The 14480-nt window shown below is 56.7% G+C and carries 15 protein-coding genes and 2 pseudogenes; 7 read left to right on the forward strand and 10 right to left on the reverse strand.

Features of this window, described 5'->3' with window-relative positions:
* Window positions 1-18 precede the first annotated feature (18 nt).
* Together FBX99_RS20640 and FBX99_RS20645 are read left to right on the forward strand one after the other, a co-directional pair.
* The gene (locus tag FBX99_RS20640) at window positions 19-927 is read left to right on the forward strand and encodes a LysR substrate-binding domain-containing protein (RefSeq protein WP_144923951.1); all 909 of its coding nucleotides are present in this window, start codon (window positions 19-21) and stop codon (window positions 925-927) included.
* Between the two features lie 142 nt (window positions 928-1069).
* Window positions 1070-1558: a hypothetical protein gene (locus FBX99_RS20645; RefSeq protein WP_256662471.1), complete on the forward strand. Its 489-nt coding sequence runs from the start codon at window positions 1070-1072 to the stop codon at window positions 1556-1558.
* Between the two features lie 29 nt (window positions 1559-1587).
* Here the strand turns inward: FBX99_RS20645 and FBX99_RS20650 are convergent, their stop codons facing one another.
* From FBX99_RS20650 to FBX99_RS20665, 4 genes are all read right to left on the reverse strand, one after another.
* On the reverse strand, window positions 1588-2475 hold the full coding sequence (locus tag FBX99_RS20650) for a LysR family transcriptional regulator (RefSeq protein ID WP_144923953.1): 888 nt from the start codon (window positions 2473-2475) through the stop codon (window positions 1588-1590).
* A gap of 6 nt (window positions 2476-2481) precedes the next feature.
* The gene (locus FBX99_RS20655; RefSeq protein WP_145132684.1) at window positions 2482-3168 is read right to left on the reverse strand and encodes a cysteine hydrolase family protein; all 687 of its coding nucleotides are present in this window, start codon (window positions 3166-3168) and stop codon (window positions 2482-2484) included.
* Window positions 3169-3448: 280 nt separating this feature from the next.
* Window positions 3449-4288 carry a TIGR03915 family putative DNA repair protein gene (locus FBX99_RS20660; RefSeq protein WP_144923957.1) on the reverse strand — a complete coding sequence of 280 codons (840 nt, stop codon included), beginning with the start codon at window positions 4286-4288 and terminating at the stop codon, window positions 3449-3451.
* Window positions 4285-5505 (reverse strand): putative DNA modification/repair radical SAM protein, encoded by a 1221-nt coding sequence (locus FBX99_RS20665; protein ID WP_144923959.1) that lies wholly within the window; start codon window positions 5503-5505, stop codon window positions 4285-4287. Before FBX99_RS20665 ends, FBX99_RS20660 begins: the two co-directional genes overlap by 4 nt.
* Before the next feature lie 117 nt (window positions 5506-5622).
* Between FBX99_RS20665 and FBX99_RS20670 the strand changes: the two genes are divergently transcribed.
* The 4 genes from FBX99_RS20670 (at window position 5623) to FBX99_RS20685 (ending at window position 7869) form a co-directional block, all read left to right on the forward strand.
* Complete coding sequence (locus FBX99_RS20670; RefSeq protein WP_144923962.1) at window positions 5623-5793, forward strand: YhfG family protein; 171 nt, start codon at window positions 5623-5625, stop codon at window positions 5791-5793.
* Window positions 5793-6413 (forward strand): putative adenosine monophosphate-protein transferase Fic, encoded by a 621-nt coding sequence (locus tag FBX99_RS20675; RefSeq protein ID WP_144923965.1) that lies wholly within the window; start codon window positions 5793-5795, stop codon window positions 6411-6413. The genes FBX99_RS20670 and FBX99_RS20675 overlap by 1 nt, the downstream gene beginning before the upstream one ends.
* Before the next feature lie 124 nt (window positions 6414-6537).
* Window positions 6538-7080 (forward strand): hypothetical protein, encoded by a 543-nt coding sequence (locus FBX99_RS20680; RefSeq protein WP_144923968.1) that lies wholly within the window; start codon window positions 6538-6540, stop codon window positions 7078-7080.
* A gap of 66 nt (window positions 7081-7146) precedes the next feature.
* Window positions 7147-7869 carry a metallophosphoesterase gene (locus tag FBX99_RS20685; protein ID WP_144923971.1) on the forward strand — a complete coding sequence of 241 codons (723 nt, stop codon included), beginning with the start codon at window positions 7147-7149 and terminating at the stop codon, window positions 7867-7869.
* A gap of 38 nt (window positions 7870-7907) precedes the next feature.
* On the opposite strand, the pseudogene FBX99_RS20690 reads toward FBX99_RS20685, so the two are convergent.
* The 3 genes and pseudogenes from FBX99_RS20690 to FBX99_RS20700 all read right to left on the reverse strand — a co-directional run.
* A pseudogene (locus FBX99_RS20690) lies at window positions 7908-8138 on the reverse strand (methyl-accepting chemotaxis protein); the annotation flags it as partial.
* Window positions 8139-8378: 240 nt separating this feature from the next.
* On the reverse strand, window positions 8379-9047 hold the full coding sequence (locus FBX99_RS20695) for a hypothetical protein (RefSeq protein ID WP_144923974.1): 669 nt from the start codon (window positions 9045-9047) through the stop codon (window positions 8379-8381).
* A 173-nt stretch (window positions 9048-9220) separates the two neighbouring features.
* A complete protein-coding gene (locus tag FBX99_RS20700; RefSeq protein ID WP_144923977.1) occupies window positions 9221-9700 on the reverse strand; it encodes a hypothetical protein in 480 nt (159 codons plus the stop codon).
* Between the two features lie 509 nt (window positions 9701-10209).
* Between FBX99_RS20700 and FBX99_RS20705 the strand changes: the two genes are divergently transcribed.
* Entirely contained in the window at window positions 10210-11391 is a 1182-nt protein-coding gene (locus tag FBX99_RS20705; RefSeq protein ID WP_144923980.1) for a hypothetical protein, read from the forward strand.
* A 110-nt stretch (window positions 11392-11501) separates the two neighbouring features.
* Here the strand turns inward: FBX99_RS20705 and FBX99_RS29260 are convergent.
* The 3 genes and pseudogenes from FBX99_RS29260 to FBX99_RS20720 all read right to left on the reverse strand — a co-directional run.
* Window positions 11502-11664 (reverse strand): annotated as a pseudogene (locus FBX99_RS29260) (site-specific integrase); the annotation flags it as partial.
* 1065 nt (window positions 11665-12729) lie between these two features.
* On the reverse strand, window positions 12730-14007 hold the full coding sequence (umuC, locus tag FBX99_RS20715; RefSeq protein WP_145132686.1) for a translesion error-prone DNA polymerase V subunit UmuC: 1278 nt from the start codon (window positions 14005-14007) through the stop codon (window positions 12730-12732).
* Window positions 14000-14425, reverse strand: a complete 426-nt coding sequence (locus tag FBX99_RS20720) for a LexA family transcriptional regulator (protein ID WP_014338712.1) — start codon at window positions 14423-14425, stop codon at window positions 14000-14002. The genes umuC and FBX99_RS20720 overlap by 8 nt, the downstream gene beginning before the upstream one ends.
* Between the last annotated feature and the right edge of the window lie 55 nt (window positions 14426-14480).

Below are 14480 nucleotides of genomic sequence, written 5' to 3' on the forward strand. Positions count from 1 at the left end.
TTTAACGGGAGACCGGACATGCAACTCAAATGGCTGGATGACCTGCTGGCAATCGCCGAGTGGAAGAACTTCTCCCGCGCCGCCGAAGTCCGTTGCGTGACACAATCAGCTTTGTCACGCCGTATCCGCTCACTCGAGGAGTGGGTGGGGGTCAAGCTGGTGGACCGCGGCACCTACCCCGTCCAGCTGACGGCGGCGGGCATCACTTTTTGCGAGGAAAGCCGGGACGCACTGGCCGGCCTGCTGCGGTTGCGTTCGACGTTGCGCGACGTGGAGCGGATGCCGGGCCGCTCCATCCAGATCACCGCGGCCCACAGCCTCTCGATGACCTTCCTGCCGAAATGGCTCTCCCAGTTCCAACAGCACAACGAGCAATTCAATGCCCGGGTCGTCGCCGCCAACATCCACGACGCCGTCATCGCCCTCGAAGAAAGCAACTGCGATTTGATGATGGTCTATCACCATCCGCTCGCCCCCATCCTGCTGGATGCCGAACGCTTCGGCAGCCTGACCCTCGGCCACGACGCGTTCATCCCCTTGTGCGCTCCCAATGCCAAAGGCGAACCGCTGTACCGCCTGCCCGGCCGCGCCGGCAAACCGGTGCCCTACCTGGCCTACACTGCCACCACCTTCCTCGGCCGCGTCGCCGACATCGTCATCAAGAACGGCCCCGCGCCGACGGCATTGGAGCGTTGCTATGAGGCCGACATGGCGATGCTGCTGATGCGCATGGCGGTCGAAGGCTATGGTGTGGCCTGGTTACCGCAGAGCGCGGTGGCCGATGAATTGGAGCGAGGGTTGTTGGTCAGGGCTGGAGAGCAGGAATGGAGCACGCAGCTGGAGATTCGCTCGTACTGTGCGATCGCCAATCGGAACCCGACGATGCGCAAGTTGTGGAAGACGTTGGAGGGGGCTTCGTTGCGGTGATCAGTCAGTGGGCTTTCGTTTACGCGTCACTACAAATTTCCTTTGCGGATTACAACCTTTAACAATTTTCTCCCGGTAGAAACCTAAACACATTCAAGAACAAGCCGATAGGTTTCGAATACCCATCCTCCAAGGATTGAACATGATTAACCTCGATGCCCAGCGCTCCAGTGCTCTCCCACTCTCCACAATCAGCGTAGAACCCAAAAAGTCCACGGATGAAGTGGCACAGGCGCCTGCGAACAAATCGTCTACCGGTACGCAGGTTGAGGGGGTGAAAGTATCGCTGTCCGGGGTCGGACTTCAAAAATCAGCGAATGACCGCACCGCCAATGCCAACAAGGACATTGAAGAAAGCGGGTTGCCCGATCAGGTGCAGAAGATCCTGAAAATGATTCGGGAGCTGAAGCAGAAAATCGCAGAGAAGCAGTCAGAAATGCAGGCGCTCATGGCCGATCAAAGTATGTCCCCGGAAACCAAGCAGGTAAAAGCCGGCGCGTTGCAAGCGACGCTCTCGACACTCACCGCCAGCCTGATGACAGCGAGCGCCTCCCTGGACAAACTGAGCAAGAATGGAAAGCTGTCGGCTGCCCAGGCCCAACAGGTCGTCAAGCTGGCCATGAAAAGCTGAATCCGTTTCTCGGAGGACATTCCCCCCATTCAGAGCTTTCCTTCGTAGTACTGGGCCATGTGATCAACAAATACGCGGACCTTGAGGGGTAGATTCCGGGCATGAGGGTACAACGCATAGTAGTGCCTCATTCCCAGGGTGTATTCCGGCAGAATCCGCACCAACCTTCCCTTCAGCAGATCATCTCGTACCGTCGCCAGGGTAAACGCCGCGATTCCCCCGCCCGACAACGCGCACGCATGCAAGGCGGTGATGGTGTCCGTATGAAAGGCACTGTCGCAATCCAGTGTTATTGACTGCCCTCCTTCGCTTGCCAACGACCACTGGGTAGCCGCCCCATACGTCAGTAACCGGTGCTCATTGAGCTCAACGACGCTGCGCGCAAGACCGTACTTGGATACATAGCCCGGCGCCGCCACCAATACTTGCGGTGACACGCTGAGCAAGCGGGCGACCAGGCTGCTGTCGGCCAGCGCCCCGCAGATCCGCAATGCCACGTCGAAACCATCGGCCACCAGGTCGACAAGGGGATCGGAGCACGACAAGTCGACCTGGACGTCCGGGTAGCGTTGCTGGAAGGTCGGCAACCAATGGGCCAATTCCAACGTACCGGTTACCAGCGGCACGCTGATTCGCAGCAGGCCGGAGGGACGCTCCTGCTCCAGGGTGACGGCGCGGGAGGCGGCCTCGACGCGTTCCAGGATATCCACGCAAGCCGCGTAGTACCTTTCGCCGGCCGCGGTCAGGCTCATGCGCCGGGTATTGCGATTGAGCAAACGCACGCCCAAGGCGCTTTCCAATTGCTGCAAGTGTCGCGACACCGAGGAATGGGTGGTGCCCAGTCGCTCGGCCGCGGCTGAAAACCCTTGGGTCTCCACAATGCAGCGGAACACGCCCATGGCGAGCATCTGATTCATATCGACTTAACGTACCGGTAACTTGATGATCTGCTCGGTGGTCATGACATCACCGAAGGTATCCTCGACTTCAGCCAACGCGGCCTTGTGCAAGGCGTCCTTGTCGATCGCCTCACCGTTGCCCCGGGTAATCGCGCGAGTCGCCGATGCATCGGAGGCGACCAGCACATTGTAGCCCAGGGGCGCCGCATCCCGGGCGGCACCCGCCACGCACGCATGGGTCATGAGACCGGAAATGATCAGATTCTCGATACCGGCGCGCTTCAGACGCTTGTCCAGGTCAGTACTGCCGAAGACGCTGACGGTGGTTTTCTGCAGCACCACATCCTTGGCCCTGGGCTGCATGTCCGGGTGAAACTTCACGGTTTCACCATCCTTCGCGAACACCGCCGAACCTGCGGGAGCGATGTGTTGGACATGGAAAACCGGCATTTTGTGGTCATCGGCAAAGGCAATCAGCCTACGGGTATTGGCCAGCGCGGCAGCGCCATCAGGAATCGGCATCTTACCGGTGAAGTATTCGTTCTGAAAATCGATCACCAGTAACGCGGTTTTACCAACAGGCAATTGGCTGGTCGGCGTTGCGCCTGACATGGCCCGAATGGTTGGCTGGTTTTCAGCGAGTGCAGCGCTGCTGGCGACGATGCCGGAAAATGCACAGGCAGCGAGGAAACGGCGGGTGAATCGTTGCATGGGAATTCCTTCCTGGTTGTTGAGGGAAGGAATGCTAGAAAGAGGTCCGGTGCTTGAACACAGTGGGGACGGCACAGAACCTGTTCGGGATTTGCACAAACAAGATACTTGCCGGTGGGCGCCGGACGCATCAGCGTCATGCCGGGCATCATGAACAAGCGAACTCCCCGCCATTTTCGGCAGGGATGAAAGGCTCGACTTGAGCGACATGTATCACATTCACTTAGCGAGCACTCTGGATGATTAAATTTATTCCTGCCTCTACAGACTTGTGTATTAACTAGACATTACCACCCACAACTATCCGCTTCCCCACCTTCTCCCCCACCTCCAACGCCTGTCCATCCCGTTGCTTACCTTGCCGTGCCTGCCCCACCAGCCGGGGAATCAACGCCCCCTCCGGCAAGTGCTGCCAGAAACGCCCTGGCATGTGCTGTCGCAGCGCTTGGGGATTGACCCTCGCCGGGTTGAAGGTGTGCCGGTAGTAAGTGCGCCATAACTCTGCGTCCGGGTCTTCAGCATGACGCGCCCATTGTTGCCACTGCTCAGGACAATGGCGCTGATAATCCAGGGCCTGACCATCGAAGCGGATGCCATCGCGAGGCGTCGCTATCAGCCAGCGTTGTCGGCCCAGCCGCTCGGCAAAATGACCGCTCGCGCTTTCGAGGATGTCATGGGCCGGCTCGTGAAAGGCCACGAGGTCCAGTTGCAACTGCTCGGCGAGCGCCTGCGGCAAGGGTATGAAGCGTACAAACGCATGGAGGTGATGGGCCTCGCGGCTGACTTGTTTGATCCGTCGCTGCAATTCGCTGCCCAGGCGATCACCGGCGAGCATCGCCGTGCGGTCTCCATGGGCGACACGCCAGAGCACTTCGTACAACAGGCTCCAGCGTTGTTCGCCCTGGTAACGACCGGCCTGCTCAAGCTGGGTCAACAAGGCCGCCGGCACTCGCGTGGAGAACGGACCCGGACCTGACGGCAGCGGCGTCGGCATGGCCAGCAGGTCGGCCATGGGGCCTTGGCTCCAGGTCACGTCAACGGGGTCGATGCCGTGGCCGAGCAGCTTGCGGGCCTGGTCGCGCCATACCAGGAAATCATCCTGGCAATCCAGCGCGATCATCCCCACAACCCCATTTGCATGGGCCCCTGGGGCTCACGCAAGCGCGCCCGCAGCAGGCCGCTACGCATCTGCGCCTCGGCGGGCCGATAATCGCTGGTGACGATGAACGGTCGCGCCTTTTCCAGCACACAACGCAACTGCACCAGATCGTCGTAGCGGACCCGTCGTTCCCGGCGCAACGTCACCAGGCGTTGCACGCTGCGCAGGCCAATCCCTGGAATACGCGCCAGCAGCGCGGGTTCGGCACGGTTGACGTCAAGGGGAAACACTTCACGGTTCGCCAGCGCCCAGGCCAGCTTGGGGTCGATGTCCAGGTCCAGGTTGCCGGCACCGCCCAGGATTTCACCCGCCTTGTAGCCGTACCCGCGCATGAGGAAATCAGCCTGGTACAACCGGTGCTCACGCAACAACGGCGGCGCCGCCAATGGCACGCTGGCGGGGCTGTCGGGAATGGGGCTGAAAGCTGAATAGTAGACCCGCCGCAGGCCGTATCCCTGGTAGAGCGACTCGGCGTTCTGCAGGATCGCATGATCGTCCGTGGCATCGGCCCCGACGATCACCTGGGTACTCTGCCCGGCCGGGGCGAAGCGCGGCGCGCGCACTTCTCCAGCCACCGCTTGCTGGCCCTGGTGGATGGTGCCCATGGCCTGGCGGATCGTGACCAGTTGCTTCTCCGGTGCCAGTCGCTTGAGGCTGGCCTCGCTGGGCAACTCGATGTTCACACTGAGGCGATCGGCCAGCCGACCGGCCTCCTCGATCAGCAACGGATCGGCATCGGGAATGGTCTTGAGATGGATATAGCCCCGGAACTGATGCACCTCCCGCAACAGACGCGCCACGCGCACCAGTTGCTCCATGGTGTAGTCGGCCGACCGAATGATGCCGGAACTCAGGAACAGCCCGCTGATGCAGTTGCGACGATAGAAATCCAGGGTCAGGCGCACCACTTCCTCAGGCGTGAAGCGCGCCCTTGGCACGTTGCTGGAGCGACGGTTTACGCAGTACTGGCAGTCGTAGAGGCAGAAATTGGTCAACAACACCTTGAGCAGCGAGACGCAGCGCCCATCCGGTGTGTAGCTATGGCAGATGCCCATGCCGTCGGTGGCTCCCAACCCATCACGACCGCGAGAGCTGCGCTTGGGTGCACCACTGCTGGCGCAGGAGGCGTCATACTTGGCAGCGTCGGCGAGAATGCCGAGCTTGGCGATCAATTGCATGGGAAGGCTCTCTATACTGGTCATGCATACAGTATTTGGAGATGCGAGGCGATGCAAGCGCCATTGGTCATCGATGGGTTATAATCCGCCCACCCACGCGATTTGAGGTTCAGCCCCATGGGCAACATCAGCCTTGAAACCAAGAAGGCCTACGCGGCCAGGACGCGTCGGTCCAACTATGCGGCCAGCCTGCGCCTGGAAGGTTTCAAAGTGACCTTTTCCGATAGCGAAGGCAAAATGCCGACCCGTGAAGAAGTCCTGAAGATCTTCACCAAGACCAGAACCTGATGCCCGACAAATATGGGGTTGGTGAGGACGCCTATTGCTACCCGGGCTCCACTGTCCTTCGTAACAGACTCGATATCCGCGACGAACCCACCCTGAGCGAAGCCGAACAACAACTCACGGCCATCGCGGCGGACCAGGTCGAATTCAACGCTCCCCCTTACGACCTGGCCTACCTCCAGAACATCCACCGACGACTTTTCTCGGATTTGTACGAGTGGGCCGGAGAACTGCGCACCGTCGGGATGGCCAAACAAGACACACGCTTCTGCCAGCCACAGTTCATGGAAAAAGAAGCCAGGAAAATCTTCAGCAACATGGCCGCCGCCCATTGGTTCGAAGGGCTGCCACGGGCGGACCTGATCATTGCCGTGGCCGATGCCTATTCCGATATCAACGTGGTCCACCCCTTTCGCGAAGGCAATGGACGCGCCCAGCGCATCCTCTTCGAGCATCTCATCATGAATGCCGGGTTTGAAATCAGTTGGTGGGGTATCGAGAAGGACGAGTGGATCTTTGCAAACATTGCGGCTTACAACTGCATGCCCGGCCCCATGGAGCAGGTGTTCGAGAAGTGCATTGGCCAGGCGATTCAAGCCGACGCAGGTAATGTCGCTCCATGAATGGATCGCACGAACCCAATTGAAACCGCGTCAATGGATTTATTTCATCTTGAGTGTTGGTCAGCGATAAACTTGGCAACCATTGCATGCCTCGACGCTGCAGATCATCCTCAAGGACTCCAGTATGACTCTCTCGCCGTCACGCTCCTTTTTCTTCGTCTCCACTCTCCTGGCCAGCACCCTGTGCTTCGCCGAAACCGAACCGGCCGACGGCAGCCTGATCAAGGACTCGACCAAAGCAGCCGTCTCATCGTTCATCACGGCGGGCAAGAACCTGTTGGGCGGTGTCAGCGAAGGTGTACTCGACGGCCGCGAATCAGCCCAGGGCACAGATGGCGCAGCGATCATTTCCTCAGGCGAACAAATGAAAGACCGCATTGGCGTCGAAGTTCTGAAACTGGAACCCAGCGACGACAATCTCACCGTTACCCTCGGTTTCAAGAACAGCACCGACACGCAACTGCGCCTGATCAACCTCAGGCAGACGGGTGTCTTGCTGGCAATTGATCAGGCAGGTTATGCCAACAGCCTCAAGGCAATGGAAAACCCGGATGAAGTCACTGTTCCACCCAAGGCAGCCGTGCGGCAGAAGTTCATCTTCGATGGGCAGAACGAGCCCATCAGTTCTGTACGGGTATGGGGCCAGGACTATCAGTTGAAAAAATGATTCTATCGGGCCAGAAGAGGGAGCAAACTACTTCCTCTCCTCCCTTCTCCACATGAAACGCCGACAATGGACACGATAAGGACGTTCTCCCCCAATGGAAAAGGCCGAGACTTTGTCGTGGGTGATGTTCATGGGCATTTCAAACTTCTAAAGTCGCTTTTGGCTCACGCCGACTTCAATGCTGAACGGGATCGGGTGTTTTCTGTTGGCGACCTGATCGATCGCGGCCCGGACTCCCTGGAAGTGCTGAACTGGCTGGCAGAACCCTGGTTTCACGCGGTCCGGGGTAATCATGAACAGATGCTCATCGACTGCGTGTCCGGACAGGGAGATATTGCCAGGCACACCCGAAACGGCGGGGCCTGGCTCTATGAGCTGGCAGCCACGACCCAGCATGAACTGTCCAATGTTCTCCAGGAACTTCCGCTGATCATTGAAGTTGAGCTGGAATACGGCAGAAAAATGGGCATCGTGCACGCCGAAGCTCCATTACTGCGCGACAATGATGACTGGCAGACCGCCAAAGACGCCTTGTCCGGACATTTTGGCGAAGATAGCCGCCACCGCGCTTTGAAAATAGCCTTGTATGCCCGGGGTAAAATAGAACAACAGAACAATGACCCCATCAGGGGCATAAACCGGCTTTACGTCGGGCACTCAACGGTATCGAACGTCACCTGCCTGGGTAATGTCGTCTACATCGACACCGGCTGTTCCTTTGACGATGGGGCGTTGAGTCTTGTAGAACTCAATGCGGATACCACAACCTGCATAACAATGCGCCCATAATCGAAACGGAAATGGGTACGACACTTCGCTTGCACGTGTCAGACCTTGAAACGCGCAACCAGGCGATTCAGCCCAATCGCCAAGTTCGCCATCTCACCGCAGGCGCCGGCGGTCTGAGTAGCGCCCGCCGAACTCTGGATCGACAGCTCGCGGATGCTGGTCAGGTTTTGGTCGGCCTCGCGGGCCACCTGCGCCTGCTCTTCTGAGACGGTGGCGATCAGCAGGTTGCGTTCATTGATACGGGTAATCGTCTCGGCGATCTGCTTGAGAAGAAAGTGGCAGACCTCGGGGCGAGGTTCATAGTCCTGACATTCATTTTTTGTCTCTCTTGGAAAGGTCGGCACAACGCTGCCGTCATTCCGAGATATCGACCAAGATGCCTGACGCTGCAAATCACCCGACAAATGGGTTAGTGCGGCCTTTGGCGTGACATCGTCAATAGTGCTAAGGACCGACCGACCGCGCAACCTGTCATGGTATGTAGGAAAGTTATGGACGCCAGGCAATCTTCATCGGGACTTTTTTCGACGGTCACGAAGGTCATTCAGTATTTCACTGAGGATGGCTTTATTAGCTATCAACTCATCCAAGAACCGACTCATGTTCTCGAGATCGGCGGGCCTGAGCACCCCGTTGTGTTGCATCGCATCCTGAAGAAAACCACAAGAATTACTAACCCTTTTGAGGGTCCTCAATATCGGCTTGAGCGCGTGCTCACTTACTGGTTGGGTAATAGCAAGCATTAACGCCTGATGGACGCTTTCAAGACGCCTTGCACTCACCGGCGTATCGCTAGAGTTCCGGGCATTCCTGAAGGCAGTGGACAGCGCCGCGTGAGCCTCTTGAACTATTCCCTCTGCCAAGAGCACCGCTCGTATCTCAATGTCAAGCTCAGACTTTTTCCCAGCCTTCTGTTCGAGCATATGTGTCTGTCTTGCAACCAAAAAAGCCCCAATGATGGCACCTATGGAACCAATTGCTTGCACCCAAGCAGCCGCACTTTCACTCGATTTTGTAAACAGCATGATGAAAGCGCAGCCGACAAAAAAAGCACCTGGTGGAGAAAGTGCAATTTTCAATAAGGTATTAGTTTTGAAGCGAATTTCCTCAGGAAACATATGTGGCTCCAAGCCATTACAAAATTGGCGATTTTGACCAACTTTCATCGCCTCGTCCATGGGTGATGCCATGATGCCATATAACTGGTGGGTTGGGCGCCGACATGCTCAGCTGAGCGCCGCTCCACTAATGCCAATTGAATAGCGGCGCGCCTGACCGAACTTGTCAGCAAGGCACTTCCAGTCAGAATGCCCTGACGAAAGCCCAAAAAACGCGCTACCGAAGAGTCGAATCAATCGCGGCTTAAATCTCCATGAATTTTTTGAATCAGTAAATTGGTCGATATTTTGTTATCGACAATGTCATTAATATCATATAAATGCATGCCGTCTTCAGGCCCTTTTTCGTAGGGATAAGGGTCAAACACGTCATAAAAACAACTGCCGGGGCAGATTGACGGCAGGGAATCCGCAATTACCACCGAATGGGTGATATTGCCTGGATTTCCCGGTGGTCTGCTGGTTGAAAGAATAAAGCCGCTGGCCAGCTTCTTTTTGAACAGCTGATAGGTATCAGGGTTGACCAGTTGGCCCGGCGTCATCGACAACGGAGTGACAACAAACCCTTCCTTCTGAAAAAGCTCAGTCAAAGCTTTCTCCTCGAGTATTGGTGTTTCAGCGGCAAACCGCCGGTCATACTCTGCGACTTTAGTCCGAAGATACTCGTCGTAATAATCGACGTCTTTCCAGACGCTTCCCTTGAGGTTGTTCATGATGGTTGCCACCGCCGCTCGCGTGCACATAAACGAACCCTTCTCCTGAAAGACATTCAGCTTTGCATTCGTTTGATAGTTCCTTCTGATATGTGAGCCAAAATGTGAAGCGGATCGAGTCTCAAGACGCCTACTTAACCTCAGCATAGGGGGTTCCTCCTGTACGTAGCGGCTCCTGCCCCCTCTCAGTCAAGCACCAGACTTTCGTTTGTCCAATGATCTAGCGGGGCGATATTGCGAACAGGGATAGTAAAGAACGTGTGCAGAACACAAGCCTGCATGCGGCTTCAGTAGATCCTCCCTATTTAGCCCCGCAGGTGTGGTGGGGGATGATGGCGCACGCCAAGTAGAGACACGTTAGATGAGTCTTCATACTTCAAATAGACGCGATTGACCTGTCGCCAGTGATTAGTTGTCGCCATGACCGAGTACAATGGCCGGCTGGTGGGCTGGATGCATGACACCATTTTCGAGCTACGCCTATAAGTACACTCACTGAAGGAGCAGGTATGAGCACATCCGATAATCCGGAGTTGGAAGCAGCAAAAGACTATAGGGCTCAGCAGCAGAAACGCTTCAAAACCGATGAAAACTACCGATTGCGTCTTGAGCCTGATCAGCTGGATGCCGCCGTTGAGTTCATCAAGCAGCAATTTCCAGACACGGCCCTGCCCGATTTGCGGCAGAGTATTCTCAATAAAATGGTTGCTCAAGTAGCACCTGAGGACGACCCCCTCACCCACCTCAGCTTGGAGTCGGAAGCCCGTGAAATCGAGAAAGTCATCTCAGGACTTGGCCTTTCCTTACGCAGCGGCGTAACAGTGGGTATCCTGCACGGAGACCACTTGGAAGCCATGCAAATGCCCGTAATGACCACACAGGCGAGCGTGATCATGATGACCAGGCACTTGACCACGTTGATTTACCGCTTGGCAAAACTATTCGCTCGCACTGTAATTATGGGCCCCACCCATGACGGTATCATTCAGATGAACTGGGAAGCGAAGCCAGTGATGAAATCACTGATGGCCGACATAGAGCTTCGCAGGGACTGGGGAATGTTCTTCCTCGACTACTGCCGGAACCCAAAGGCGCCTGACATAGGCCGCTCCATAAAGATTTCGGGAGACCAGCAAATTCATTTGATTGGTGACATAGACGAGGCTATGACCTGGTTCGTACTTGCTCACGAATACAGCCATCACGTGCTTGAACATTCTTGGGGAGGCATTGCGCAGGCAGGGGGTGAAGCGTCATCAATTTCCCAAACGAAGGAAACCGAAGCCGATACTTTAGGCACAGTAATTTGCATGTTGCTGGGGCAGAATAACCCTCGTGGCTTGAATCACTGTGCTAAAACCAATGTTGGCGCCGTCCTCATCCTATCCGTACTCGATTTTATCAAGCGCGGGCATCAAATCATGCTCACTGGTGATGAAGAAGGATTTCGGAAAGAGCAGAAGCACCCACCGCTTGCGGATCGCCTAACCACCATCGCTAATGTCACACGCCAATTTATTGAACGCCATTGCCCTGGAGACCAAGAGGGGCTGGACGCGTACCTCAAGCAACAGACCGACGTCGCCGAACTAATCGATGCAATCTGGAAGGATAACCGTAGCTTCCTGCTGCATGCATATAAGGTAGGTGAGCGTGGCGTTGCCGATCAACAGGACTGGTTGCCTAATTGAAGGGCCACGATAGGCATCCGGGCTAGGCCCGGCCGGGACACTCGTTCGCAACAGGCATAGAAGCTGTTGCTATCGATCAGGGCGAAAACCGATGGGGCTTTAGACATGGCCTCCAGCTCAGATTCTCGCTTGCGAACCCAGGCCTGCCCCGCCTGTTTTCGGGGCGAAGGTCTGGCTCTCTTGATAGACTTGCACTCCGTCGCGCTTGATGCGGATCTGAGCCGTATAGCTAACAGACCCATCAGCCAGTTTTCTTGCCCGGATAGTTGCCATATCGATAGTGGTACGCGTCAGCTTAAAAGCGGTACATCGTACCACCGAGCCGTAAAACGCCTGAAAACACCCGAAATCACGCCAAGAACCCGTTGAGTAAAATGCTAGTAAAACAGAGCCTTAGCCCAGTAAATCCACGGCCTACGCTGTCTCGGCGCTTCAGTGTTGCACCCATGATGGATTGGAACTTCTAACTCTGGAGGCCACGTAATACAAGCCCTCCAGCACCTACCGAAAACGCCCGTACCATTTTCGTACCACTCACTTCCTGAAACATCCCTCTCCTAGTGAGCTGCCCCGTGCGAACGGCCGTGCTGTAATGCCTGTCGCTCCAATCCCAACACCATCCACAAACGCACCGACTGATACGGTGTGCACGAGAGTGTGTGCGTGTAAATGACGAATGTGAGGCGGAGTGTGCATTTCCTTATGCAGCGTCAGTAGATGGTCCGCCCGAGGCATGTCCGGCGTTTTTATGTTGACCCACGGGAAAGAGGTTAGGAGGGTTAGTTTTTTTCTCGCTGGTCTGAAAGCCTTGTCTGGTAAGGCTTTGCGCAGAATTTAGAAGGTTAGCTTTTGGTTAGATTTTGGTTATTTCCTAACCTTTATTGATGTTAAAATTTCATTTAATAAATTCCTTTAAAAACAGCTAGTTATAGATTCCTAACCTTTGACCTAACCCAACCTAACCCATCAAAGTTAGGTCTCAAGCCCAACAAATACGGGCCCTCCAGCTCAAAACACCCCCTCTCAAAAAAACCTAACCCTTTTCCCGTGGCACCTCTGAAATCCGTATGCCTGTGCATGCGTATGAGCATTGCGAAAAGCCACCTACCTTCGCAGGGATCCGCAGGTATTCGATAGCCTGGATAAGCTCCGATAGCGCCCAGCGGGCTTGATTTCCATGGGGGTGCAGCAGTGCGGAATAAAAGACCTATTTAGACCGGAGGCGCGGTGGGGGGACGACGGCGCGCGCCAGGCTTGAAGCACGCCACTGCCCGCCGGGCGCGCACCGTTTCGGGGCGAAAAAAAGCCGCCTCGGCGGGCGGCTCATGGGTCAGCAGGTCATCGACAGGACACCTGCCACAGCTGGTCCAGCCTGGTCGTGTAGCTCTGGCTCATCATCTCCCGACGCATGCCCCAGTCAGGGTTGACGGGCACGCTGGCTGATCGGAGCGTCCCCCTGCCCCATCGCCCGTTGATCTGATCCAACACCGCCATCAACTTCGTGGCGTCGGCTGGTTGGGAGGTGGCAAACAGGTCGTCGGTGTACTCCCCTTGCTGACAAAGGTTCATCAACAGCACCTCAGCCTTGCTGTACTTGAAGCCAGGCCGAAACACTCGGTCGAGAGCGTCCACCGCAGCCTTGGTCAGCAGCCGCACATCATCAGTGGGGTAAGGCATGTCGATCAGCACGCCGTTGGCGTACTTCGCCTCCTCCGGGTTGAACATGCCCGTGCGGATGCTGACGCGGATCTTCTTGCACAGCGACTGCTGCGCCCTGAGCTTTTCCGAAGCGCGCATCATGTAGGTAGCCACCGCTTCCTTGATGGGGGCCAGGTCCGTGAGCCGCTTCCCGAACATCCGGCTACAGCAGATCTCCTGCTTGGGTGGGTCCGGCTCGTCCAGCTCCAGGCACGGCGTGCCGGCCAGCTCCCGAGCGGTCTTCTCGATCACCACGCTGAACTTCTTGCGTAGCGTCCACGGGTCGGCCTTCGCCAGGTCCATTGCGGTCTTGATGCCCATGGCGTCCAGGTGAAGTTTCATCTTGCGACCGACGCCCCAGACCTCGGACACATCGGTGTTGCGCAGAACCCAGTCACGCTTGAACGGGTCGCAGATATCGACCACGCCGCCGGTCTCCACCTGGAGCCGTTTGGCGGTGTGGTTTGCCAGCTTTGCCAGAGTTTTGGTGTGGGCGATTCCCACCCCAACCGGGATGCCTGTACAGCGCAGCACCTGGCTGCGGATCTTCCGACCGAGGGCATCCCGGCCGTCGATGCCGGTCATGTCGGCAAAGGCTTCGTCAATGCTGTAGACCTCGACGGCGGGCACCATCGACTCAATGAGCGTCATGACCCGCTCACTCATGTCGCCATAGAGGGCGTAATTCGACGAGAACGGGACGATGCCGTGCTTGTGCAGCTTGTGCTTGATCTGGAAATACGGCTCGCCCATCTTCACATAGGGCTTGGCGTCGTAACTGCGGGCGATCACGCAGCCGTCGTTGTTGCTCAGCACCACGATGGGCACGCGGGCCAGGTCGGGTCGAAACACGCGCTCGCAACTGGCATAGAAGCTGTTGCAGTCGATCAGGGCGAAAACTGGCTGGGGTTTAGACATGGCTGCGCACGCTGCATGTGATGACGCCCCAGATCACCAGCTCGTCGCCCTCAAGCACGTACCGCGGTGGATACTTTGGGTTCTCCGAAAGGAGAATCACCTCCCTGCCGCGAATGCAAAGCCGCTTGCATACCGGCTCGTTGTTCAGCAGCGCTACGACGATGTGACCGTGCGCTGGCTCAAGAGCGCGGTCCACCACCGCGAGATCGCCTTCAAAAATACCGGCGCCCTGCATGCTCTCCCCAGCGATTGAGACAAGGTAGACATGCGGGGCACGAATATTCAGAACCTCATCCAATGAGATGTGCGCTTCGATGTGGTCCGCCGCCGGAGATGGAAACCCGGCGGGCACTCGAAACGAACACAAGGGCAGCTTCAAGCCACCCTCGGCAATAGGGCCTAAAATTGAAAAGCTCATGACGCACGCTCTAGAATACTGTACGAACATACAGTTAACTTTGTACAAGGTTGGC

Source organism: Pseudomonas sp. SJZ074, from assembly GCF_007828215.1.
Taxonomy (GTDB): Bacteria; Pseudomonadota; Gammaproteobacteria; order Pseudomonadales; family Pseudomonadaceae; genus Aquipseudomonas.

Bases quoted from the DNA above. Each gene is read 5' to 3' on its own strand.
- FBX99_RS20640 (WP_144923951.1), top strand. From the start codon at position 19: ATGCAACTCAAATGGCTGGATGACCTGCTGGCAATCGCCGAGTGGAAG.
- FBX99_RS20645 (WP_256662471.1), top strand. From the start codon at position 1,070: ATGATTAACCTCGATGCCCAGCGCTCCAGTGCTCTCCCACTCTCCACA.
- FBX99_RS20650 (WP_144923953.1), bottom strand. From the start codon at position 2,475: ATGAATCAGATGCTCGCCATGGGCGTGTTCCGCTGCATTGTGGAGACC.
- FBX99_RS20655 (WP_145132684.1), bottom strand. From the start codon at position 3,168: ATGCAACGATTCACCCGCCGTTTCCTCGCTGCCTGTGCATTTTCCGGC.
- FBX99_RS20660 (WP_144923957.1), bottom strand. From the start codon at position 4,288: ATGATCGCGCTGGATTGCCAGGATGATTTCCTGGTATGGCGCGACCAG.
- FBX99_RS20665 (WP_144923959.1), bottom strand. From the start codon at position 5,505: ATGCAATTGATCGCCAAGCTCGGCATTCTCGCCGACGCTGCCAAGTAT.
- FBX99_RS20670 (WP_144923962.1), top strand. From the start codon at position 5,623: ATGGGCAACATCAGCCTTGAAACCAAGAAGGCCTACGCGGCCAGGACG.
- FBX99_RS20675 (WP_144923965.1), top strand. From the start codon at position 5,793: ATGCCCGACAAATATGGGGTTGGTGAGGACGCCTATTGCTACCCGGGC.
- FBX99_RS20680 (WP_144923968.1), top strand. From the start codon at position 6,538: ATGACTCTCTCGCCGTCACGCTCCTTTTTCTTCGTCTCCACTCTCCTG.
- FBX99_RS20685 (WP_144923971.1), top strand. From the start codon at position 7,147: ATGGACACGATAAGGACGTTCTCCCCCAATGGAAAAGGCCGAGACTTT.
- FBX99_RS20695 (WP_144923974.1), bottom strand. From the start codon at position 9,047: ATGGACGAGGCGATGAAAGTTGGTCAAAATCGCCAATTTTGTAATGGC.
- FBX99_RS20700 (WP_144923977.1), bottom strand. From the start codon at position 9,700: ATGAACAACCTCAAGGGAAGCGTCTGGAAAGACGTCGATTATTACGAC.
- FBX99_RS20705 (WP_144923980.1), top strand. From the start codon at position 10,210: ATGAGCACATCCGATAATCCGGAGTTGGAAGCAGCAAAAGACTATAGG.
- umuC (WP_145132686.1), bottom strand. From the start codon at position 14,007: ATGTCTAAACCCCAGCCAGTTTTCGCCCTGATCGACTGCAACAGCTTC.
- FBX99_RS20720 (WP_014338712.1), bottom strand. From the start codon at position 14,425: ATGAGCTTTTCAATTTTAGGCCCTATTGCCGAGGGTGGCTTGAAGCTG.